Genomic DNA, 22,712 nt, shown 5'->3' with positions numbered 1-22,712 from the left:
CTACCGCACCCGCATGCCGGGCTTGGCGCCGGGCCCGGGCGCGAGCAGGTAGATGCCGGGGTTGGCTTTCTCGTCGCCATGGCTGGCGGCCAGCACCATGCCTTCGCTCACGCCAAACTTCAGTCGGCGGGGCGCCAGGTTGGCCACCATCACGGTGTGTTTGCCGATCAGATCTGCCGGCTGGCAGGCGCTGGCGATGCCGCTGAACACCTGGCGCTGGCGGCCTTCGCCGATGTCCAGTGTCAGGCGCAGCAGCTTGGTCGAGCCTGCCACGGCCGCGCAGTCGACGATCAGCGCAACGCGCAGGTCGACGCGGTCGAAGTCGTCGATGCCGATGCCGGGGGCCAGGGCCAGGCCGCCGGGTTCTTGCGCGCCGGCAGCGGCGATCTGCGCAGCGGCCGGGGGCTGGAACAGGGCGGCCAGTTGCTCGGGCGTCACGCGCTGCATCAGGTGCTGGTAGGGCGCGATGGCCTGCACAGCGCCGCCCGCATCCCACCGCTGCATGTCCTGGCCGACAAAGTCCTGCGCGGCGCGGGCCAGGGCGGGCAGCACGGGCGACAGGTAGCGTGTGAGCGTGGCGAAGGCGTTGATCAGCACCGAGCAGACTTGGTGCAGCGCCTGCCCGTTCGCTGCATCCTTGGCCAATTCCCAGGGCTTGTTCCGGTCGACATAGGCGTTGACCTTGTCGGCCAGCAGCATGATCTCGCGCGTCGCCTTGCCGAACTCGCGCGCCTGGTACCACTGCGCGATGGTGTCGCGGGCGCCATGCAGATCGGCCAGCAGGGCCAGGCCGGCGGCGCCGAAGTCGCTGGTCAGCCGGCCGGCGAAGCGCTTGGTCAAAAAGCCCGCAGCGCGGCTGGCAATGTTCACGTATTTGCCGATCAGGTCGCTGTTCACGCGCACCATGAAGTCCTCGGTGCCGAGGTCCATGTCCTCGTTGCGCGCGCTCAGCTTGGTCGCCAGGTAGTAGCGCAGCCACTCGGCGTTCATGCCCAGGCTCAGGTATTTGAGCGGGTCCAGGCCCGTGCCACGGCTCTTGCTCATCTTCTCGCCGTTGATGGTCAAAAAGCCGTGCACGAACACGTTGTCCGGCGTCTTGCGCCCGCTCAGGTGCAGCATCGCGGGCCAGAACAGGGTGTGGAAGGTGACGATGTCCTTGCCGATGAAGTGGTACTGCTCCAGCGCCGGGTCGGCCATGTAGGCGTCGTAGTTTTGGCCGCGCTTTTCCAGCAGGTTCTTCAGCGCCGCCAGATAACCCACCGGCGCGTCGAGCCAGACATAGAAGTATTTGCCCGGCGCATCGGGAATTTCGATGCCGAAGTAGGGCGCATCGCGGCTGATGTCCCAGTCATCGAGGCCCTCGCTGCAGCTGCCGTCGGGGTTGCTGCGCAGGCCAAACCATTCCCGGACCTTGTTGGCCACCTCGGGTTGCAGTTTGCCGTCTTGCGTCCAGCGCTGCAGAAACTCCACGCAGCGCGGGTCGGAGAGCTTGAAGAAGAAATGCTCGGAACTCCTGAGCTCGGGCTTGGCGCCGGACAGGGCCGAGACCGGGTCGATCAGTTCGGCGGGCGCATACACCGAGCCGCACTGCTCGCAGTTGTCGCCATACTGCTCCTTGGCGTGGCAGCGCGGGCATTCGCCGACGATGTAGCGGTCGGGCAGGAACATGCTCTTGCCGGGGTCGAAGAACTGCTCGATGCTGCGCCGCTCGATCAGCGAACCATCGGCGCGGTCGCGCAGGTCGCGGTAGATCTGGCGCGCCAGTTCGTGGTTCTCCGGCGCATCGGTGCTGTGCCAGTTGTCAAAGCTCAGGTGAAAGCCGTCCAGGTACGGCTTGCGGCCTGCCGCAATGTCGGCCACGAACTGCTGTGGCGTCTTGCCGGCTTTTTCGGCGGCAATCATGATCGGCGCGCCATGGGTGTCGTCTGCGCCGACGAAGTTCACTTCGTGGCCCTGCATCCTCTGAAACCGCACCCAGATGTCGGCCTGTATGTACTCCATCAGGTGGCCGAGGTGGAACGGGCCATTCGCGTAGGGCAGGGCGGTGGTGACGAAGAGCTTGCGTGTCGACGGCATGGTGGGGGCGGCTTTCTCGGGCGAAGCCGGCAATTTTAGGCGTTTGCCGCGCTGCCCCGGTGCCGCGCCGGGATGGCCGCGCCGCTATCGCTCCAGCCGAAGAAGCGGCAGACCTGGCTGCGCATGGCCAGGGTGTCGGCCCGGCCCAGGGCCATTAGTTCCTGCGTGTAGCCGGCCTCGAACAGCAGGTAGCTGGCCAGCGCCGCGCCGCGCACGTCGGCCATGTTGGCGCTGACGCCGAGCGCGCCCAGCATGGTGCGAATCGGCGCGGGCAGGTCGCCCACATGGCGCGCGGCCATGGCGTCGAGCCGCTGCGAGGGGGCAATCACCAGCAGTTCGATGGGGCGCAGCGCGCTGTGCCGGCGCCGTTCTTCGGGAATCAGCGCCAGGGTCTGGTTGATGCGCTGCATCCGCTCCACATCGACCGCCAGCGCATCGAGAAAAATGCTCGACAGTGCATGCCCCGCCATCTGCGCCAGCGTCGGGTAGCCGGCGGCGGGGCTGGCGCCGGTGTCGTCCCTGGGCTCGTGCATGCGGCCCGCGCCAATGACCAAAATGCGCTCCGCTCCGAGGTGGATCGCGGGCGCCATCGGGGCCGACTGGCGCATCGAGCCGTCGCCGAAATACTCGGTGTGCCCGTCCACCGTGAGGCCCTTGGCCGGAAAGATGAACGGGATGGCCGAGGAGGCCAGCAGGTGCTGGTGCGTGATGCGATCCGGCATGGCCTTGCGCTGCGAGCGCACCCAGGGCTGCATCGGTTCGGCCGACTCGAAAAAAGTCACATGCTCGCCCGAGCTGTAGCTCGATGCCGACACGGCCAGCGCCCTCAGATGCCCCTTGCGGATCAGCCTGGGCAGGCGCGCCAGCGGCACCATGCGGACCAGCAGCCGTTCCAGCGGCGCGTTGTCCAGCAGCGAGCGCGGGCGCATGCGCCGCCAGCGGGCCAAGGCCCAGCCCAGCGACATCAGCGTCAGCCAGCGCGCGCCGCTGCGCATCACGCTCAGCGAATCGGCGCCGTACACCTGCGCGGCATGGATCTGGCGCCAGACCCGGGCCATGCGCTGCACCGCGCGGTCGAAGTGGTCGGCGCCCGAGGCCAGCGCCGCCGCGTTGATGGCCCCGGCCGAGGTGCCGGTGATGATCGGAAAGGGATTCGCCTGGCGCCCCGCCCCGCAGACCCGGCGCAGGTCGGCAATCGCCTCCAGCACCCCGACCTGGTAGGCGGCCCGGGCGCCGCCACCGGTCAGCAGCAGGCCGGTGGCGGGCGTTTCCGGGGCAGCCCCGGGGGCTTGCGGGCCGGCGCAGGCGGGCATGGTCGCCGCCTACCGGGCCTCGATCCGGTGCGCGGCAATCACGCCGCCCAGCAGCCGGGCGTCGGCCTGGATGCGGTTGGCCAGCCCTTCGGGCGAGGAGCCGACCGTCTGCCAGCCCTGCTGGAACAGCTTGTCGCGCATTTCCTGGCTGCGGGCCAGGTCGCCGATCAGCGCGGCCAGCCTGGACCGAATGGCGGCGGGCATGCTCGCCGGGGCGGCAAAGGCATTCCAGATTTCGAGTTGGAAATCCTCGATGCCGGCTTCCGCCAGACTCGGCAGTTCCGGGGCCAGCAGGCTGCGTCCGGCAGACGTGACGCCAATCGCGCGCAGCTTGCCGGCGCGCACCTGGGCCTGCGCCAATGCCGGGGGCAGCAGCGCCATCTGCAACTGCCCGCCCAGCAGCGCGCTGGCCACCTGCGCATAGCCGGGGTAGGGCACATGCACCGGGTTGATGCGGCTGCGCGACTTGAGCAGTTCGGTGCCGATATGGCCCACCGTTCCCACCCCCGGCGTGCCGTAATTCCAACGGTCGCCGCCTTTGCGGGCGGCGGCGAAAAAGTCCCGGGCGCTGGCGGATACGCCAGACGGGTCCACGGGCGCGGTCAGCACCAGCGGGGCGGTGCCGATCAGGCTCAGCGGCGCGAAATCCTGGAGCGGGTCATAGGGCAGGGCCGGGTTCAGTTGCTTGGCGATGGTCAGGTTGCCATTGATCATCAGGCCGATGGTGTGGTCATCGCGCGCCTTGGCCACGGCATCGGCGGCAATGTTGCCGCCCGCCCCCACCTTGTTGTCGACGATCACGGGCTGGCCCAGGGCCTTGGACAGAGGTTCGGCGAACAGGCGCGCGGTCAGGTCGGGGGATGAACCGGCCGGAAAGCCGACGATGATCTTCAGGGGCTGGTTCGGCCATGCCGCGGGGGCTGCGCCCTGGGCCCAGCAGGCTGCGCTCGCCAATGCGACGAGCCACAGCCAAGAATGACGGCAAACGAGGCGTGACATGGGGTCTCCTTATATCTTTCAGATCATTCAAACTTCAGTGGTCAAGGCGTGGTTGCCAGCCTTGATTGCTGAACTGGTTGACTCACCACCGTGCAGCCTGTGTCTCCTGCGAGCCCGAGCTCGAATTTCAGCCCAGGGCGCACGGTGGTGGTCTGTTTGTTCTGCCGCATCCCGAATGGTTGACCGAACACATTTCGTATTCATAAGGCTGGGAGCCACAGGACTTGTATGAGTGAACCCGTTTATGTAGGTATCGACGTGGCCAAGCGCACCTTCGAGGTGGCCACCACTGGTCAAGCACAGACCTTCAGTCTTGGCAACGATGAGGCCGGGCATGCCCAGTTGTGCCAACTGCTGGCGCCGCTGTCGCCGCGCCTGGTGCTGCTGGAGGCCACTGGCGGCTACGAGCAGGACCTGGCGCTTGCCTTGTCCGCGGCAGGCTTGCGTGTGTCGGTGATCAATCCGCGCCAAGCACGCGACTTTGCCCGCTGCATGGGCAAACTGGCCAAGACCGATCGCATCGATGCGCAGGCGCTGCGCGGCTTTGCAGCCTTGCTGGACGCCCAGGGTCACGAGCCGCGCATGCTGGCCGACGAGCAGCAGCGCGAGTTGACCGCCCTGGTGGTGCGCCGCCGCCAACTCGTGGCCATGCTGGTGGCCGAACGCCAGCGACTGGCCCTGGCACATCCCAAGGCCAAGCCCAGCATCCTGCGGATCATGGCTACCATTGCCGAGCAACTCAACGACCTGGACGGGCAGCTCAAGGAGCATGTCCTGGCACACCACGCCGATCTGGCGGCCTTGCTGACCTCGGTCAAGGGCGTGGGTCCCACCACGGCCAGCACGCTGCTGGCGCAACTGCCCGAGTTGGGCCAGCTCAATCGCAAGCAGATCACCTCGCTGGTGGGCTTGGCCCCCATCAATCGGGACTCGGGCACGCTGCGTGGGCAGCGCCACATCTTCGGTGGTCGCGCCGACGTGCGCCGCGTGCTGTTCGTGGCCGCCTTGGTAGGCACGCGCTTCAATCCCGTGCTCAAAGCCTTCTATGCAAGGCTGCTGGCCGCCGGCAAGCCCAAAAAGGTCGCTCTGGTCGCCTGCATGCACAAGTTGTTGGTCATCTTGAACGCCATCGCTCGCACCAAGTCGCCTTGGCGCAACGAGCTTGCTGAAGCGGTTTGACTTTGTCATTCAAGATGGTTGCTGAATCTTCGGGGCAGAAACGGCGCGGGGCCCGGTCAGGGGCCCCGTGAGGCAACTCTTTGCCGGCGTATTCGCTTGGGCGCTTGGGCAAGCTCAGGCGTATTTGACCAGCGCCTGCTTCATCTTCTTCATGGCCGCCACCTCGATCTGGCGGATGCGTTCGGCGCTCACGCCGTAAATGGCGGCCAGATCGTGCAGCGTCATGCCGCCCGTTCCGTCATCGTTGACCTTGAGCCAGCGCTCTTGCACGATGCGCCGGCTGCGCTCGTCCAGGCTGGCCAGCGCCTTGGCAATGCCATCGGTGGCCAGCGCATCCCGCTGGCGCGACTCGATCAGCGCCGTCGGCTCGTGCGAGGCATCGGCCAGGTAGGCAATCGGGCCAAAGGCCTGCTCGCCATCGTCCGATGGCGCCGGGTCGAGCAGCACATCGCCGCCGGACATGCGGGTTTCCATCTCGATGACTTCTTCGCGCTTGACATGGAGCTGCGCCGCGACGGCGTCGATTTCGTGCTCGGACAGCGTGTCGCGGTAGGTGGCAGCATCGGTGGCGCCGGCGTCGGCCTTGAAGCCCTGCTTCATCGAGCGCAGGTTGAAGAACAGCTTGCGCTGGGCCTTGGTGGTTGCCACCTTGACCATGCGCCAGTTCTTCAGGATGTATTCGTGGATCTCGGCCTTGATCCAGTGCATGGCGTAGCTGACCAGGCGCACGCCCTGGTCGGGGTCGAAGCGCTTGACGGCTTTCATCAGGCCGATATTGCCTTCCTGTATCAGGTCGCCGTGCGGCAGGCCGTAGCCCAGGTACTGGCGCGCAATCGACACCACCAGGCGCAGGTGCGACAGCACCAGCCGGCCAGCGGCGTCCAGATCGTTGTGTTCCTTGAACTGGCGCGCGTAGCTTTGCTCTTGCTCATACGTGAGCAGGGGCAGGCGGTTGACGGCGGCAATATAAGCGTCGAGGTTGCCCAGCGCAGGCACCAGCGTCCAAGGGTTGGCGGGAGCCAGGCTCAGCGTTGCGGAGCCGGATTGAATGGTCATTGCAAGAATCCTTTCCTCTGCCCAATCTTCCCAAGTGGGGGAATGTTAGCACTCTCTGCGATCGAGTGCCAAGGCCGGAGTTCCGTCGGCCGCTGCGTTCAGGCGGCCGGCGTCGAACGGGCCAGCAGTTCCTGCGCCCGCTCGCGCGGGCAATGAGGTCAGCGCGAGTGGGCGCGCTGCGCCCCGGGAAGATTTTTGCCGTTCGGCCGTGCGCACGCGCTCGCCGTGTCGCGCCCTGCGCGGCGCTCGCGCTGCTGCTGCGTCATCGGCAACCGGACCAGCGCCTGCGTCCCGGTAATGAAGATGCGCCCCTGGCGCAGCGTGTATTTGTCGTCCGGGTTGACGGTGGCGGTGCTCACGGAGGTACCTTCGCCTTCGGCTACGGTATGAGCGCCTTCGGGCGGCCGGGCGGTGCTCACGGGGCGCCTTCATCGTGGCACAGGTGAGACGCAGCGGGCAGCACGCAACACGGCGGCGCTTCCTGCTTCGACCTGGTGCGGGCATTGACCAATATTGTGCAGACACTTGTTTATCTACCTGTGTATGTTGGCACTTGTCTTGCGATCTGTTCATTGGTGTAAATACTATTGGACATGGCACTTGCCAAAGACTACAAACCGGTTTCGCGATGGCTTGCCATCGTGTCCCGGCGCCTGCGCTTCAGGCGCCGCCCCGGTTTTCATCCCGTGAAGGAGTTTTCCGATGAACATCCAGCGCATTCGGCCCAACGCCCGCATGAGCGCCGCCGTGGTCTGCAACGGCCTGGTTTTCGTCGCCGGCCAGGTGGCCGACGATGCCAGCGCCGATGTGGCGGGGCAGACGACGCAGATTCTGGCCAAGATCGATCAGTTGCTGGCCGAGGCCGGCAGCAGCAAGGAGCGCATCGTGAGCGCCAACATCTGGCTCGCGGATATCGCTACCTTCGGCCAGATGAACGGCATCTGGGACGCCTGGGTGCCGGCGGGCGAGCCGCCGGCGCGCGCCTGCGTGGAGTCCAGGCTCGCGTTCCCGCAGTACACGGTGGAGATCGCCGTGATCGCGGCCCAGGGCCGTTGATGCGATGAAGACCGTCATCCTCGGCGCTGGCGTGGTCGGCGTGGCGACGGCCTACTACCTGGCCCGGGAGGGGCACGAGGTGCTCGTGATCGAGCGCCAGCCAGAGGTGGCGCGGGAGACCAGTTTTGCCAACGCCGGGCTGGTGGCCCCCGGGCATTCCTACACCTGGGCGTCGCCGAAGGCGCCCGGGATCTTGCTCAAATCGCTGTTTCTCCAGGGCCAGGCCCTGCGCTTGAAACTGCGCCTGGATCCGCCAATGTGGGCCTGGGGCTTGCAGTTTCTGCGCCATTGCACCACCGCGCGCTGGCGCCAGAACACGACGCGCAAACTGCACCTGTGCCGCTATTCGCAGCAACTGCTGCAAGCGTTGACGGCCGCCGAGCGCCTGGAGTATCAGCGCACCGAAGGCGGGGCGCTCTACATCTACCGGGACGCGCCAGCCCTGGAGCGCGGGATCGGGGCGATGCGCGTGCTGTCCGACGCCGGCCTGCCGTTGCAGACCCTGACACCCGGACAAGTGGCGCAGCGCGAGCCGGCATTGGCCGACGCGCAAGCGCAGATCGCCGGCGCGATTTTCTGCCCCAGCGACGAAAGCGGCGACGCCCGCCTGTTCACCTGCCAACTGGCACAACGCTGCGAGCGCATGGGCGTGCAGTTCCTGATGAATCGCCCGATCGAAGGCTGGGAGCACAGCGCCGATCGCATCTCGGCGGTGCGCACGGCCGGCGGCACCGTGGCCGGCGACCACTTCGTGCTGGCGCTGGGCAGTTATTCGCCGATCCTGGCGTCACGCCTCGGATACCGCCTGCCCATTTATCCGGTCAAGGGCTATTCGGTGACGCTGCCGATCCGCCCCGGCGACCAGGCGCCGACCCTGGGCGGCGTAGACGAGCATCACCTGGTGGCCTGGGCACGGTTCGGCGACCGTTTGCGCCTGACCGCAACGGCCGAGTTCGCCGGCTACGACACCGGGCATGTGCCGCAGGACTTCGACGGCATGCTCGCGCTGGCGCGCCAACTGTTTCCCCGGGGCGCGGACTACGACCGCCCCGAGTACTGGTCCTGCCTGCGCCCGATGACGCCATCCGGCGCGCCCATTCTGGGCCGCACGCGCCATCGCAACCTGTTCCTGAACACCGGGCATGGCCATATGGGCTGGACGATGGCCTGCGGCACTGCCCGCATCGTCAGTGACATCATCTGCGGGCGCCAGCCCGGGCACAGCCTGGAGGGGCTGACCCATGACGCGAGAGGGTAGTCCGGTGCGCCATGCCGTCGACCTCGAGCGCGCTGCGCCCTATACCGTCGTGCCGTTTCGGATGGATGCCGGATTGATGGCGCGCGCGGCCATCGGACTGGTGGTGCTGGCCAGCGACCAGACCATGGAATACGAGTGGCGCCGCATCCTGACCGATGTCCCCGGCCTGGCGTTCTTCGCGGCGCGCATGCCCAGCCCGGCGGACATCTCGCCCGGTTCGCTCGCGGCCATGGAAAAAGACATTGCCGGCGCAGTCGATCTGCTGGTTCCCGGCGTCGCGCTGCACGTGGTGGCGTTCGGCTGCACTTCCGGGACCATCGTCATCGGCGAGCAACGGGTCTTCGGTCATCTTCGCGCCGCCAGACCCCAGGTGCGCTGCACCAGCCCCATCACCGCAGCCATGGCCGGGCTGCACCAGCTCGGGGCCAGGCGCATCGCGCTGATCTCCCCCTATGTCGTGGCCATCAACGCACTTTTTCGGCGCCACATCGAGGCCGATGGCGTGCAAGTGGCGCGCATTGCTTCGTTCAACCACGCCAACGACGCGCAAGTGGCGCGCATCGACCGCGCATCGCTCGAAAGCGCCATCGTCGGCGCCGGTTCCGCTGCGGATGTCGACGCGGTCTTCGTCGCCTGCACCAGCCTGCGCATGTGCGAGCTCACGCGCGATGTCGAGCAAGCGCTGGGCAAGCCGGTCATCTCCAGCAACAGCGCGATGGCCTGGCATGCGCTGCGTCTGGCCGGCATCGATGACCGGCTCCCGCGATGGGGGCGGCTGTTCGAGCAGCCAGCGGGCGCCCGGGCCGGCGGCCCGGACCCCGGCCGGCTTTCTCGGGCATTCTTTCTTGGGAGCTCCTGATGAAAAAACGCAATTGGCTTGCAGCGTGCGCCGCTGTCGCGTTGCAGGGCGCGCTGTGCACGCCCTGGCCCGCGCTGGCGCAGGCCAGCATACGGATCGGTGCCGTGCTGCCGTTGACCGGCCCGTCCGCCACCATCGGCGAGGACATCCGCCGCGGCATCATGCTCGGCGTCGATGAGGTCAACGCCAACGGCGGCGTGCTCGGCAAGAAACTGGCGCTCATCGTCGAGGACTCGGCGAACAACCCGACCACGGCGCTGACCGCTGCCCGCAAACTGGCCACGGTGGACAAAGTCCCTGCCGTCATCGGCGAATACTCTTCGAGCATTACCCTGCCGATGGCGCAGTACCTGGTCAAGGAAGGCGTCGCGCATGTCAACATCGGCAGCAGCAGCACCAAGGTGCGCGCGTTGGGCGGGGCCGCTTACAGCCTGATCGGGCTGGAAGACGCCGGCAACCGCCATGCGGTGCGGGATACTTACGGCATGGGCTGGCGCAAGATCGCCGTCATCGTGCCCAACAACGCCTTTGGGCAGGGCGTGGCCGAGGGCTTCAGGCACGAGTTCGAAAAGCTCGGCGGCAAGGTGCTGGCGCAGGTGCTCTATGCCGGCGGCCAATCCTCCTACCGGCGCGAGTTGCAGCAGCTCGCGCGCAGCAAGCCCGATGCCTATCTGTACTCCGCCTACGGGCAGGAATCGGCGGTCATCAACCGCGAGAGCAAGGAACTGGGCCTCAGACAGGTTCCCTGGTACGCCTACATCATGAGCATGTGCGTGTCGGACACCCCCGCCGAAAACGTCGAAGGCCAGATCGGGATGGATGTGGGCGCGGCCAAAGGCGAGTTGGGCAAGGCTTACGAAACCGCGTTCCGGGCCCGGCACAAGGAAGGCTTCAAATCCGCGTTCAACGGCTATGGCTATGACGCCGTGCGGATGCTGGCCGCCGCGCTGACGCAGGCCAAGGGCAGCAGTTCTGCCGATGTCCAAAGAGGTCTCAAGGAGGTCGGCGCCGGCGGGTTCGCCGGCGTCACCGGCACCATTGCCTTCGATGCCGAAGGCCAGCGCATCGACCCGCCCTACGACAACTTGCGCTACCAGGGCGGCAGGCTGGTGCCGCGATAAGCGCCAAGGCAGGCGCGAGGCAAGCACCGCAAGCAACCAGGCAAGCACCAGGCAGGCACGCGCGATGCTGCAATTTTTCATCGACACTTTGCTGCGCACCACCGATCTGGCGCTGATCGCGCTGGGTTTGAGCATGTTGTACGGCCTGGTCAAGTTTCCCAATGTGGCCCATGTCCAATATGCGATGTGCGGGGCCTTTCTCGCCTATGCCGGCCACAGCGCCGGCGCTCCGTTGGCCGCCGCGTTGGCGCTGGCTTCGGCGTTGACGGGGCTGATCACCTTGGCGCTGCAGCGCCTGGTCTTCAAGCGCCTGCTGCAAGGCGGCCCGGCGATCGCGATGATCGGTTCACTGGCCATTGCCATGCTGCTGGTGGCCGGCGTGCAGGGCATTGCCGGCTCTTTTCCGCGCATGTTCTCCCTGCCTTCGATGGACCCGGTGGTCATTGGCGCGGCCCGCATCACCCCGGTGCAGCTTGGGTTTTGCGCGACCACCATGGCGCTGCTGCTGTCGTTCGTCGGGCTGCTGTTTCGCACCCGGGCCGGCCGGGCGATGCGCGCACTGGCCAGCAACCCGATGCTGGCCGAAGCCTGCGGCCTGGATGCGCAGCGCATCACCTATGCCGTGACCTTCATCAGCGGCGCCGTGGCCGGCCTGGGCGGCGCCATGCTGGCATTGTCCACCGGTGCGCATATCAACCTGGGCTACGACCTGCTGCTGCCGGTGTTCGCGGCTGCGATTCTCGGCGGCTTGGGCAACCCCGTCGGCGCGGTCGCCGGGGCCTTGCTGATCGCGCTGACCGAGACCATCGTGACCCACCTCGACTTCGGCCCCCTGGTGGGGCAGGAACTGCGCTTCCTGCCCGTGGCCTACATCGGCGCCGCGTCGTTCCTGATCTTGCTGCTGACCTTGCTGTTCAAGCCCCATGGATTGTTCGGCGCGGAGGTGCGCCGTGTTTGATTTCCTGACCTACCTGCTGACCATCGGCGGCATCTACGCCATCATGGCGCTGGGCCTGAACATACAGGCGGGCTACGGCGGACTGCTCAATTTCGGCCATATCGCCTTTGCCGGCATCGGCGCATATGCCACCGGCATTGCCCACGCGCGCGGCTGGCCGGTGCCGGCCGGCATGGCGCTGGGCATGGCCCTGGCGACGGCCCTGGGGTGGTGCATCGGCAGGCTCGGGCGCAGGCTGGCGGCGGACTACTGGGGCATTGCCACGCTGGCGGTGGCCGAAATCCTGCGCACCGTGGCCCTCAACGAGGACTGGCTGACCGGCGGCGCCAATGGCATCAGCGCCATCCCGGGGCTGTTCGAGAACCAGCCGCGCCCGTGGAACGAACTGCTGTTCATGGCGCTGGTGCTGGGCCTCGTGGCGCTGCTGGCGTGGCTGTCGGCGCGGCTGGGCGATGGGCGTTTCGGCCGGGCCATCCGCCTGATGCGCGAGCAGCCGCAACTGGCCGCGTGCATGGGCTACGACCTGCAGTCGCTCAAGACGCGCACCGTCATGAGCGGCGCCGCCGTGACGGCGCTGGCCGGCAGCCTGTATGCGCTGCAAATGAACTTCGCCGGCCCCGAGTTCCTGCTGGCCGCCGAAACCTTCGTGCTGTGGACGATGCTGATGGTAGGCGGCATCGGCCGAACGGCGGGGGTGTTGCTGGGCGTGGTGCTGCTGCAGGCGGTCCATGCCTTCGTGCCGTTTGCGAAAGACATGCTGGGCTTCGATTCCGATCGCGCCGGCGCGCTGCGCCTGGGAATGATCGGCCTGATCCTGTTGGCTTGCCTGCTGCTGCGCCGCGAGGGCTTGCTGCCGGAAAAGCTCAGGGCCAGCGCATGAAGCCCCCCTTGCTGCAAGTGAGCGGCCTGGCCAAAGCCTTCGATGCCAACCAGGTGTTGCACGATCTGCAGTTCGCGATTGCCCCCGGCGAGATCGTCGGCCTGCTCGGGCCCAACGGCTCGGGCAAGAGCACGCTGCTCAACATCGTCAGCGGTTTCGAGCGGCCCGATGCCGGCGACATCCGGCTGGACGGCCGCTCCATCGCTGCGCTGCCGACCGACCGCATCGTCGCGCTGGGCATGGTGCGCACCTTCCAGTTGCCGGCCATGCCGCAAAAAATGTCGGTGCTGGAAGTGGCCATGGCGGCCGCCACCGGCGCGCATGGCGTGCTGGCGACGCTGCTGCGCAGTCCGGCAGCGCGCCGGGCCGAGCGCCAAGGCCACGACAAGGCCGTCGAACTTCTGGCCGCGCTGCTGCTGGCGCCGGTCAGCCATTTGCCGGCGGCAGCCATCTCGGGCGGCCAGAAAAAGCTGCTCGGCATCGTTTGCGCGCTGATGGCCGGGCCCCGCCTGCTGATGCTCGACGAACCGACGGCCGGGGTGCATCCCGATCTGCGCCGCGACATCGTGCAGGCGCTGCAAGGACTCCATGCGCGCGGCATGACCCTGGTCATCGTCGAGCATGACATGCACTTCATCCGCGAACTGTGCACACGCTGCATCGTTCTCGACCAAGGCCGCATCGTGGCCAGTTGCCGGCCCGACGAACTGGCGTCGAACGAGCGGGTGGTGCAAGCCTATCTGGGTGCCAGCGCCAAGGAGCCCGGCCGATGAACCGGGCCATCACCGTCGATCGGCTCAGAGCCGGCTACACCCGGGAGGTGGACATCCTCGACGGCATTTCGCTGCAAGTGCAGCGGGCGGAAATCGTCAGCTTGCTCGGCCCCAATGGCTGCGGCAAATCGACCCTGCTCAAAGCCATCGCCGGCTTTGTCCAGCCGCGCAGCGGCCAGGTGCTGCTGGAACGCAGGGATGTCTCGGCACTGCCGGCGCACGAGAAGATGCGCTCGTGCAGCCTGGGCTTCGTGCCGCAGACGGAGAACATCTTCAGCGCGCTGAGCGTGCGCGAGAACCTGCAGATCGGCGGCCATTACCTGGCCCCGGCAGCGCGGCTCGGGCGCATCGAGCGGCTGTGCTCGCTCTACCCGGTGCTGGCGCGCAAGCTCCGGGCGCCGGCGGCCTCCTTGTCCGGGGGCGAGCGGCAGATTCTGGCGCTGGCGCGCGCCCTGATGCCAAGCCCGAAAGTGCTGCTGCTCGACGAACCCTCCGCAGGGCTGGCGCCGATGGTCCTGCGCCAGGTGTTCGATGCCATCGTCGAGATCCGCGATGAGGAGCAGGTCAGCATCCTGATGGTCGAACAAAATGCGGTCGAGGCCCTGCGCATCTCGGACCGGGCCTACATCCTGGCGCTGGGCGCCGTGGCGCTCAGCGGCCGCGCAGATGAACTGCTGCACGACCCCAAGGTGCGCGACTTGTACCTCGGCGGGCGTGCCGCATGAGCCGCCAGCAAAAAGGATCGAACCCATGCCCACCGCCGCACCGATGCCCGCGCAGATAGCCGCCATGTCGCATGGCCTGTGGGGCCACAGCGCGGCGCCAGCGCCTGAAACACAGCCGCTGCAGCGCGACATCGCGGTCGATGTCGCCGTGGTCGGGGCGGGGTTCACCGGCTTGTCGACGGCACTGCATCTGCGCGAAGAAGGGGCCGCTGGCGTTGCCGTCCTCGAAGCGGCGGACATCGGCTTCGGCGCCTCCGGCCGCAACGTCGGGCTGGTCAACGCCGGCGCCTGGATTCCGCCCGACGAACTGCCGCGCCGGCTCGGCCAGACCTACGGTCGGCGCCTGTTGCAGACCCTGGGCGCCGGCCCCGATCTGGTGTTCGACATCATCGGGCGCCACCGCATCGACTGCGCCGCCGTGCGCCATGGGAACCTGCACTGCGCGCTCGGCGCCGGCGGCCTGGCCAACATCCGGGAACGCGCCCGCCAATGGACCGCCCATGGCGTGGCCGTGCGCCTGATCGATGCCGCCGAAACGGCCCGCCTGGTAGGCAGCGATGTGTACAGCGGCGCGCTGCTCGACCCCCGGACCGGCACCATCGAGCCGCTGGGCTATGTGCGCGGCCTGGCCCGCGCGGCCATCGCCAGCGGCGCCGCCGTCTACACGCAGACCGCCGTGACCGGGGCCAGGGCCGATGGCGCGCTCTGGCGCCTGTCCACCGCGCGCGGCCACAGCGTGACGGCGCGCCAAGTGGTCGTGGCCACCAATACCGCGCAGAGCCTGGCCCCCGATGCCTGGCCGCAGTTGCAGCAGGAACTGGCGCGCCTGCCCTATTTCAACGTCGCCACCGAGCCGCTGCCTCCGGCCAGCCGGCAAAAGATACTGCCCGGTGGCCATGGCGTCTGGGACACCGCCACCATCTTGTCCTCCTGGCGGCTCGACGCCGGCGGCCGCCTGGTCTGCGGCAGCGTCGGCGCGCTCACGCCGGGCGCCCGGAACGCCCATCTGCAATGGGCCCGGCGCGCCATCGCCCGGCAGTTTCCGGCGCTCGGCGGCATTGCCATCGAACACCAGTGGTACGGCTGGATCGACACCACGGCGCACCACCTGCCGCACCTGCACCGGCTGGCCGGCAATGTCTGGTCCTTGAGCGGCTACAACGGCCGGGGCATTGCGCCGGGAACCATCCTGGGGCGTGAACTGGCCTGGATGCTGCGCGGGAAAATACAGCCGCAAGACATGTCGCTGCCGGTGACGGCGCTCGGGCCGATCCGGTTCAAGCGCTTGCGCGAAACCTTCTACCAGAGCGGCGCTGCGGCGGCACATGCCGTGGGCCAGCGATGGTGACGCCGTGCAGCGACGCCGGACCTGGGCCGATGGCTGGGTGGCGCGCCTGCCGGCACCGGGGCCGATCGGCTGCAAGGCGCCCGGGCACCGGCTGGCCTCTTGGCACACGGCCCGGGGCGCGCTGGCACGCCGGCGGGTCTGCCAAGGGCCGCCGCAGCCCGGGCGTTGCTATCCAAATTGATAGCATCAAGTAAAGCAGGAACATGCGCCCGTGCGTGGTGTCAGCCATTTTCCGAAGCGCTGGCGGCGCACCCGGCTGCGCCGGGCGCAGGGGGCCGGCGCGGTATCATCCGAGCTTTGCCGTCCAACCCCCACCGGCGCCCCCGCCGGGGCGCTGCGCCTGTCCGGCGCCACCTCTGTCCGCTGACCCGTGCGTCTTACCTCGATCAAGCTGTCCGGATTCAAGTCGTTTGCCGAACCGACCACCTTCATGCTGCCCGGGCAGTTGGTGGGCGTGGTCGGGCCCAACGGCTGCGGCAAGTCCAACATCATGGACGCGGTGCGCTGGGTGCTGGGCGAGAGCAAGGCCAGCGAATTGCGCGGCGAGTCGATGCAGGACGTGATCTTCAACGGCACCACCACGCGCAAGCAGGCCAGCCGCGCCAGCGTCGAACTGGTGTTCGACAACTCCGACCACCGGGCCGGCGGCCAGTGGGGCCAGTACGGCGAGGTGGCCGTGCGCCGCGTGCTCACGCGGGACGGCGCCAGCAGCTATTACCTGAACAATCAGCCCGTGCGCCGCCGCGATGTGCAGGATGTGTTCCTGGGCACCGGCCTCGGGCCTCGGGCCTACGCCATCATTGGCCAGGGCACGATCAGCCGCATCATCGAATCGCGCCCGGAAGAACTGCGCTTGTTCCTCGAAGAGGCCGCCGGCGTGTCCAAGTACAAGGAGCGCCGGCGCGAGACGGAAAACCGCCTGGCAGACACGCGCGAGAACCTGACCCGCGTCGAGGACATCCTGCGCGAGTTGAACAGCAACCTGGACAAGCTGGAAAAACAGGCCGAGGTGGCCGCCAAGTACCAACGGCTGCAAACCCAGGCCCAGCTCCGGCAGCACCAGCAATGGTTTTTGAAGCGCGCCGAGGCCCAGGCCGAGCAGGCCAAGCTGCACCAGGACGGCTTGCAGGCCGCGAACGATCTGCAAGCGCGCATCGCCGAACTGCGCGCGGTCGAGTCCGATCTGGAGACGATCCGGCAGGCGCACTATGCCGCCGGCGACCAGGTCAACCAGGCCCAGGGGCGGCTGTATGAGGCCACGGCCGAAGTCGGGCGGCTCGAAGCCGAGATCCGCTACGTGGTCGAAGGCCGCCAGCGCGTGGAGCAGCGCCTGCTCACGCTGGCCGGGCAGATCGACCAATGGGCGGCACGCCGGCAGGAGAGCGAGACCGGACTGGAGCAACTCGCCGGCGCCGGCGCGGCGGCCCAGGAGCAGGCCGAACTGCTGGCCGCCCAACTCGAAGAGCAGGCCCTGCAGTTGCCCGGCCTGCAAGAAGCGCTGCACCAGGCGCAAAGCCGCGCCAGCGCGCAGCGCAGCGCCGTGGTGCAGGTGCAGCAGCAGATACAGGTGCTGGCCGCCGAGCAGCGCAGCATTGCCGAGCAAAGCCGCCAGCAGCAGGCCCGGCTCGAACGCCTGGGCGCCGACCGCAACGCCCTGGCCGTGCCCGACGAGGCGCGCCTGGGCAGCCTGCGCGCGCAACTGGAACAAGCCCGGGAACTGGCCGCCGCCAGCGAAGCCCGGCTGGCCGAACTGCAAGAGTGCGCGCCCCGGCTCGACGATGAGCGGCGCAGCCGCCAGCAGGCGGTGAACGGCGAGAACGCGCGCCAGGCCGAACTCTCGGCGCGCCTTTCGGCGCTGCAAGCGCTACAGGAAAAACTGATGACCGATGGCAAGCTGCGCCCCTGGCTGGCCAAGCATGGCCTGGACGGCCTGCCCGGCCTGTGGCGCCGCATCCACATCGAACCCGGCTGGGAAAACGCGCTCGAAGCCGCGCTGCGCGAGCGCCTGGGCGCGCTCGAAGTAGGGCGCCTGGACCTGGTGCGCGGCTTTCTGGGCGCCGGCGGCAGCGATGCGCCGCCGGCGCGCCTGGCCTTCTACAGCCCGCCGCCGGCAGGCGTGCCAGAACCGGACGCCGGGCAGCCACCGCGCCTGTCCGACCTGCTGCGCCTGTCCGACCCCGGCCTGCGCGCCGTGCTGGCCGGCTGGCTCCAGGGCTGCTACACCGCCGGCACGCTCGACGAAGCCCTGGCCCGGCGCAGCCAGCTACGACCGGGCGAGGCGGTTTTCGTGCCCGCAGGCCATGCCGTCAGCGCCCATAGCCTGGGCTTTTACGCGCCCGACACCGAGCAGTCCGGCCTGCTGGCCCGCGCGCAGGACATCGAGCAGTTGGACAAAGCGCTGCGCGCCCAGACGCTGATGGCCGAAGAAGCGCGCAGCGCGCTGGCGCGCGCCGAAGCCGCCTGCGCCGACACCGCGCAGCGCCTGGTGGCGGCGCGGCGCGAGGCCTCCGAAGCCCAGAGCCGGGCGCATGGGCTACAGGTCGAAACCCTGCACCTGGCCCAACGGGCCGAGCAGGCGCGCGCGCGCAGCGCGCAGATCGACGCCGATCTGGCCGAGGTCCAGGCCCGGCAGGCCGAACTGCAAGAGCGCAGCGCGAGCGCCGAGGCCCGCTTCGAGGAACTGGACATGCAATTGGCCGACAGCCAGGAGCGCGAGGCGCAACTGGGCGAGCGCGTGCTCGACGCCGAGCGCCAGCTTGGCGCCTGCCGCGAGCAGCAGCGCCAGCTCGAACGCCAGGCGCAAGAGGCCGGCTTCGCGCAGCGCAGCCTGGCGGCGCGGCGCGCCGAACTGAGCCGCGCCATCGACACGGCCGCGCAACAGGCCGCCAGCCTGAGCGACGAGCAGCACCGCGCCCAGGCCGAACTGGCGCAGTTGTCCGACGCCGCCGCCCGAGGCGGCCTGCAACAGGCGCTGGCCATGAAAATCGAGCGCGAACAAGCCTTGCTCACGCAACGCAGCACATATGACGAACTCACCCACCGGCTGCGTGCCAGCGACGAACGCCGGATGCAGCTCGAACACGCGCTGGCGCCGCTGCGCGAGCGCATCACCGAATTGCAACTCAAGGAACAGGCCGCGCGCCTGGGACTGGAGCAATACACCGCCTTGCTCGCCGACGCCCGGGCCGACCTGCAAGCCGTGGCCGCGTCGATCGCCGACGGCGCTGTGCGCCCGGGCGGCCTGCAAGGCGACATCGAGCGCCTGCAGCGCGAGATCGCCGCGCTCGGGGCGGTGAACCTGGCCGCGCTCGACGAGTTGCGCCTGGCGCACGAGCGCAAGAGCTTTCTCGACGCGCAGACGGCCGACCTGGGCGAGGCCATGCACACGCTGCAAGACGCGATTCGCAAGATCGACGGCGAAACGCGCCAACTGCTGTCGGGCACCTTCGACACCGTCAACGCCCACTTTGGCCGCATGTTTCCCGAACTGTTCGGCGGCGGGCAGGCCAGGCTGATCATCACCGGCGACGAAATCCTCGACTCGGGCGTGCAAGTGATGGCGCAGCCGCCCGGCAAAAAAAACCAGACCATCCACCTGCTGTCCGGCGGCGAAAAGGCATTGACCGCGATCGCACTGGTGTTTGCGATTTTTCAACTCAACCCGGCGCCGTTTTGCCTGCTCGACGAAGTCGACGCGCCGCTGGACGACGCCAACACCGAGCGCTATGCCAAACTGGTCACCCGCATGGGCCGTGAAACCCAGTTCCTGTTCATCAGCCACAACAAAATCGCCATGGAAATGGCCGAGCAACTGATCGGCGTGACCATGCAGGAACAGGGCGTATCGCGCATCGTGGCGGTGGACATGGAATCGGCGCTGTCACTGGCCGAGGTTTGAACCCGACGGAGCCCCTGCGATGAGCACATTGCAACTGAGTCTGAGCATCCTCGGCGCCCTGGTGCTGGCCCTGATCGTGGCCTACAACGCCTGGACCACGCGCCGCCACACCCCCCGGCGCGCGCAGGACGAGGCGCACGGCGGGCGCCGCGAACCCGGCTTCGCCGCCGGCGCCATGCCGCCTGCCGACCCCCTGGATGACCCTGCCGCCGATGCCCAAGCGGCCCGGCAATGGCCCGTGCCGGCCTTGCCCCCGGAGCGCCGCTACGGGCTCGACCCGTTGATCGACGTGATCGCGCCGCTACAGCCCGAGCACCCGGTCTCGGGCGCGGCCGCGCTGGCCGCGCTGCCGCCGACACGCCGCGCAGGCAGCAAGCCCTTTGCCATCGAGGGCCTGAACCAAACCACGCAGCAATGGGAGACCCCGGCGCCCGGCCAGCGCTACCAGAGCTTTCAGGCCGGGGTGCAGTTGACCAACCGCATGGGCGCGCTCAACGAAATCGAATTCTCGGAATTCGTGGTCAAGACCCAAGCCTTTGCCGACGCCATCAACGCCGCGCCCGACTTTCCCGACATGCTGCACGAAGTGGCGCGCGCGCGCGAACTCGACCAATTCGCCAGCGAGCATGACGCGCAACTGACCTTCATGCTGCGCGCGCGCGAAGCCGCCTGGAGCCCCGGCTACGTGCAGCAAAACGCCGCGCGCCTGGGCTTCGTGCCCGGCGCCATGCCGGGCCGGCTGGTGCTGCCCGCCAGCCAGCCGGGCGCGCCGCCCATGCTCACGCTCAGCTATGACACCCAGGCCGCGCTGGCCGACGACCCCGACCAGTCCGCCCTGCGCGACATCAGCCTGGGCCTGGACGTGGCCCAGATCGACCGCACCGAACAAGCCTTTGCACGCCTGCGCGACGTGGCCGCCGCGCTGTGCGAAGCCATGGACGGCGCACTGTGCGACCAGCATGGCCAGCCGCTGCCGGCAATGGCCATGGAGCCTATCGCCGCCGACCTGGAGCGGCTGTACGACCAACTCGACGGGCGCGATCTGTCCGCCGGCTCGGCACTGGCCCGGCGCCTGTTCAGTTGACACCGGAGGCGCCCGTGGCCGACCCCCTGGATCATTGCCCGGACCCGGCGCAGATGGACCCCGCGCAGGCGGACGCCAGGATCCGCGCACTGCGCGAGCAACTGGTTCACTGGGCCCACCAATACCATGTGCTGGACGCGCCCAGCGTGCCCGATGCCGAATACGACCGCGCATTCCAGGCCCTGCAGGCCCTGGAGGCCGCCCACCCGGCGCTGATCACCCCGGACTCGCCGACCCGGCGCGTGCAGGGCGCGGTGCTGCAAGGACTGACCCCGGTGCGCCACGCGCTGCCCATGCTCAGCATCCAGACCGAAACCGACACCGGGGCCGGCGGCGCGCAAGCCTTCGACGCCCGCGTGCGGCGCGAACTGGGACTGACCGACGCCGACCCGGCCATCGAATACGTGGTCGAACCCAAGTTCGACGGCCTGGCGATGGGCCTGCGCTACGAAAACCGCCGCCTGGTGCAGGCCGCCACCCGTGGCGATGGCGAGATCGGCGAAGACGTGACGCACAACATCCGCACCATCCGGCAGATACCGCTGGGCCTGCCCGACGACGCCCCTGCGCTGCTGGAAGTGCGCGGCGAGGTCTACATGCGCCGCGCCGACTTCGACGCGCTCAACCAGCGCCAGCGCGCGCAAAGCGGCAAAACCTTTGTCAACCCGCGCAACGCCGCGGCCGGCGCAGTGCGCCAGCTCGACGCCAACATCACCGCCCAGCGCCCGCTGCGCTTTTTTGCCTACGGCCTGGGCGCCGTCACCGCGCCGGGCGAAGGCGGCCCGGCATGGCGCACCCACTACGCGCTGCTGCAAACCCTCAAATCCTGGGGCTTCCCGGTCGCAGAGCAGGTCGGCATCGCGCATGGAGCAAGCCAACTGGCGGCATTGCATGAGCAGATCGGCGCCCGCCGCGACGCGCTGCCCTACGACATCGACGGCGTGGTCTACAAAGTCAACGCGCTGCAACTGCAACGCGACCTGGGCTTCAAAACCCGCGAACCGCGCTGGGCCGTGGCGCACAAATACCCGGCGCAAGAGATGCCCACGCGCGTCGAAGGCATAGAACTGCAAGTCGGCCGCACCGGCAAACTCACCCCCGTGGCCCGGCTCGCGCCGGTATTCGTCGGCGGGGTCACGGTGACCAACGCCACCTTGCACAACCTGTTCGAGATCCGCAAAAAACAGGTGCGCGTGGGCGACACCGTGACCGTGCGGCGGGCCGGCGACGTCATCCCCGAGGTGGTCGGCGTGCTGCCCGGCCAGCGGTCGGCCTACGTCGCCAACTTCCGCATGCCCGCCCACTGCCCCGTCTGCGGCAGCGCCGTGGTGCGCGAAAAAGGCGAGGCCAACCACCGCTGCACCGGCGGCCTGTTCTGCGCCGCCCAGCGCAAAGAAGCCCTGTTGCACTTTGCCGCGCGCCGCGCGCTGGACATCGAAGGGCTGGGCGACAAACTGGTAGACCAACTGGTCGACGCCGAACTGGTGCGCGGCCTGCCCGACCTGTACCGGCTGGACCTGGTCGCCCTCAGCGCGCTCGATCGCATGGCCGAAAAATCGGCGCAAAACCTGCTCGACGCACTGGAAAAATCGCGGCAAACCACCTTGCCGCGCTTCCTGTTCGGCCTGGGGCTGCGCCATGTCGGCGAAGCCACGGCCAAAGACCTGGCGCGCCACTTCGGCACGCTCGACGCCATCATGAACGCCAGCGTCGAGCAACTGCTGCAAGTCAGCGACATCGGCCCGGTGGTCGCGCAAAGCCTGCACTGCTTCTTCCAGCAGCCGCACAACCGCGAAGTGGTGGCGCAGCTACGCGCCTGCGGCCTGCGCTGGCCCGAAGGCGCGCCCCCCGAGCGCCCCGCCCAACGGCTGGCCGGCAAGAGCGTGGTTCTGACCGGCACCTTGCCCACCCTGGGCCGCGACGCCGCGCGCGACCTGCTCGAAGCCGCCGGCGCCAAAGTCACCGGCTCGGTCAGCAAAAAAACCAGCTACCTGATCGCCGGCGCCGAAGCCGGCAGCAAACTGGCCAAGGCCCGGGAACTGGGCATCCCCGTGCTGGACGAGGCCGGCATGCTGGCCTTGCTGGCCGGCGAGTGAAGCGCCACGGCGCGTTCGCGCCGGCAAAGCCCG

The 22,712-nt window shown here is 68.4% G+C and carries 18 protein-coding genes; 13 read left to right on the top strand and 5 right to left on the bottom strand.

Features of this window, described 5'->3' with window-relative positions:
* Genes metG through VEIS_RS21670 form a run of 3 tightly spaced genes read right to left on the bottom strand, consistent with a single transcriptional unit; the run spans window position 1 to window position 4,388 of the window.
* On the bottom strand, window positions 1-2,076 hold the full coding sequence (metG, locus tag VEIS_RS21680) for a methionine--tRNA ligase (RefSeq protein ID WP_011812165.1): 2,076 nt from the start codon (window positions 2,074-2,076) through the stop codon (window positions 1-3).
* A 35-nt stretch (window positions 2,077-2,111) separates the two neighbouring features.
* The gene (locus VEIS_RS21675; protein WP_011812164.1) at window positions 2,112-3,389 is read right to left on the bottom strand and encodes a patatin-like phospholipase family protein; all 1,278 of its coding nucleotides are present in this window, start codon (window positions 3,387-3,389) and stop codon (window positions 2,112-2,114) included.
* Window positions 3,390-3,398: 9 nt separating this feature from the next.
* On the bottom strand, window positions 3,399-4,388 hold the full coding sequence (locus tag VEIS_RS21670; RefSeq protein WP_011812163.1) for a Bug family tripartite tricarboxylate transporter substrate binding protein: 990 nt from the start codon (window positions 4,386-4,388) through the stop codon (window positions 3,399-3,401).
* A gap of 228 nt (window positions 4,389-4,616) precedes the next feature.
* On the opposite strand from VEIS_RS21670, the gene VEIS_RS21665 reads away from it, so the two are divergent.
* Window positions 4,617-5,567 (top strand): IS110 family RNA-guided transposase, encoded by a 951-nt coding sequence (locus VEIS_RS21665; protein WP_011808093.1) that lies wholly within the window; start codon window positions 4,617-4,619, stop codon window positions 5,565-5,567.
* A 114-nt stretch (window positions 5,568-5,681) separates the two neighbouring features.
* On the opposite strand, the gene rpoH is transcribed toward VEIS_RS21665, so the two are convergent.
* Together rpoH and VEIS_RS21655 are read right to left on the bottom strand one after the other, a co-directional pair.
* Window positions 5,682-6,623: an RNA polymerase sigma factor RpoH gene (rpoH, locus tag VEIS_RS21660; RefSeq protein WP_011812162.1), complete on the bottom strand. Its 942-nt coding sequence runs from the start codon at window positions 6,621-6,623 to the stop codon at window positions 5,682-5,684.
* A gap of 158 nt (window positions 6,624-6,781) precedes the next feature.
* Entirely contained in the window at window positions 6,782-7,042 is a 261-nt protein-coding gene (locus VEIS_RS21655; RefSeq protein ID WP_011812161.1) for a hypothetical protein, read from the bottom strand.
* Window positions 7,043-7,325: 283 nt separating this feature from the next.
* Here VEIS_RS21655 and VEIS_RS21650 point away from each other — a divergent pair, with 283 nt between their 5' ends.
* From VEIS_RS21650 to ligA, 12 genes are all read left to right on the top strand, one after another.
* On the top strand, window positions 7,326-7,679 hold the full coding sequence (locus VEIS_RS21650; protein ID WP_011812160.1) for a RidA family protein: 354 nt from the start codon (window positions 7,326-7,328) through the stop codon (window positions 7,677-7,679).
* Between the two features lie 4 nt (window positions 7,680-7,683).
* The gene (locus tag VEIS_RS21645) at window positions 7,684-8,937 is read left to right on the top strand and encodes a D-amino acid dehydrogenase (RefSeq protein WP_011812159.1); all 1,254 of its coding nucleotides are present in this window, start codon (window positions 7,684-7,686) and stop codon (window positions 8,935-8,937) included.
* Complete coding sequence (locus VEIS_RS21640; RefSeq protein ID WP_011812158.1) at window positions 8,921-9,796, top strand: maleate cis-trans isomerase family protein; 876 nt, start codon at window positions 8,921-8,923, stop codon at window positions 9,794-9,796. The genes VEIS_RS21645 and VEIS_RS21640 overlap by 17 nt, the downstream gene beginning before the upstream one ends.
* A complete protein-coding gene (locus VEIS_RS21635; RefSeq protein ID WP_011812157.1) occupies window positions 9,796-10,917 on the top strand; it encodes an ABC transporter substrate-binding protein in 1,122 nt (373 codons plus the stop codon). The genes VEIS_RS21640 and VEIS_RS21635 overlap by 1 nt, the downstream gene beginning before the upstream one ends.
* 64 nt (window positions 10,918-10,981) lie before the next feature.
* Window positions 10,982-11,875: a branched-chain amino acid ABC transporter permease gene (locus tag VEIS_RS21630; protein ID WP_011812156.1), complete on the top strand. Its 894-nt coding sequence runs from the start codon at window positions 10,982-10,984 to the stop codon at window positions 11,873-11,875.
* Window positions 11,868-12,755 carry a branched-chain amino acid ABC transporter permease gene (locus VEIS_RS21625; RefSeq protein ID WP_011812155.1) on the top strand — a complete coding sequence of 296 codons (888 nt, stop codon included), beginning with the start codon at window positions 11,868-11,870 and terminating at the stop codon, window positions 12,753-12,755. The genes VEIS_RS21630 and VEIS_RS21625 overlap by 8 nt, the downstream gene beginning before the upstream one ends.
* The gene (locus VEIS_RS21620) at window positions 12,752-13,528 is read left to right on the top strand and encodes an ABC transporter ATP-binding protein (RefSeq protein ID WP_011812154.1); all 777 of its coding nucleotides are present in this window, start codon (window positions 12,752-12,754) and stop codon (window positions 13,526-13,528) included. The genes VEIS_RS21625 and VEIS_RS21620 overlap by 4 nt, the downstream gene beginning before the upstream one ends.
* Window positions 13,525-14,253, top strand: a complete 729-nt coding sequence (locus tag VEIS_RS21615; protein WP_011812153.1) for an ABC transporter ATP-binding protein — start codon at window positions 13,525-13,527, stop codon at window positions 14,251-14,253. Before VEIS_RS21620 ends, VEIS_RS21615 begins: the two co-directional genes overlap by 4 nt.
* A gap of 25 nt (window positions 14,254-14,278) precedes the next feature.
* Window positions 14,279-15,601, top strand: a complete 1,323-nt coding sequence (locus VEIS_RS21610) for an NAD(P)/FAD-dependent oxidoreductase (protein WP_011812152.1) — start codon at window positions 14,279-14,281, stop codon at window positions 15,599-15,601.
* Between the two features lie 370 nt (window positions 15,602-15,971).
* Window positions 15,972-19,499 carry a chromosome segregation protein SMC gene (gene smc, locus VEIS_RS21605; RefSeq protein WP_011812151.1) on the top strand — a complete coding sequence of 1,176 codons (3,528 nt, stop codon included), beginning with the start codon at window positions 15,972-15,974 and terminating at the stop codon, window positions 19,497-19,499.
* Between the two features lie 19 nt (window positions 19,500-19,518).
* Window positions 19,519-20,583: a cell division protein FtsZ gene (locus VEIS_RS21600; RefSeq protein ID WP_011812150.1), complete on the top strand. Its 1,065-nt coding sequence runs from the start codon at window positions 19,519-19,521 to the stop codon at window positions 20,581-20,583.
* Window positions 20,584-20,636: 53 nt separating this feature from the next.
* Window positions 20,637-22,679, top strand: a complete 2,043-nt coding sequence (gene ligA / locus VEIS_RS21595; RefSeq protein ID WP_049773994.1) for an NAD-dependent DNA ligase LigA — start codon at window positions 20,637-20,639, stop codon at window positions 22,677-22,679.
* Window positions 22,680-22,712: the final 33 nt, after the last annotated feature.

Source organism: Verminephrobacter eiseniae EF01-2, assembly GCF_000015565.1.
Lineage (GTDB): Bacteria > Pseudomonadota > Gammaproteobacteria > Burkholderiales > Burkholderiaceae_C > Acidovorax > Acidovorax eiseniae.
The sequence above is the reverse complement of the archived record's forward strand: the minus strand, read 5'-3'. Positions and strand labels throughout refer to the sequence as shown.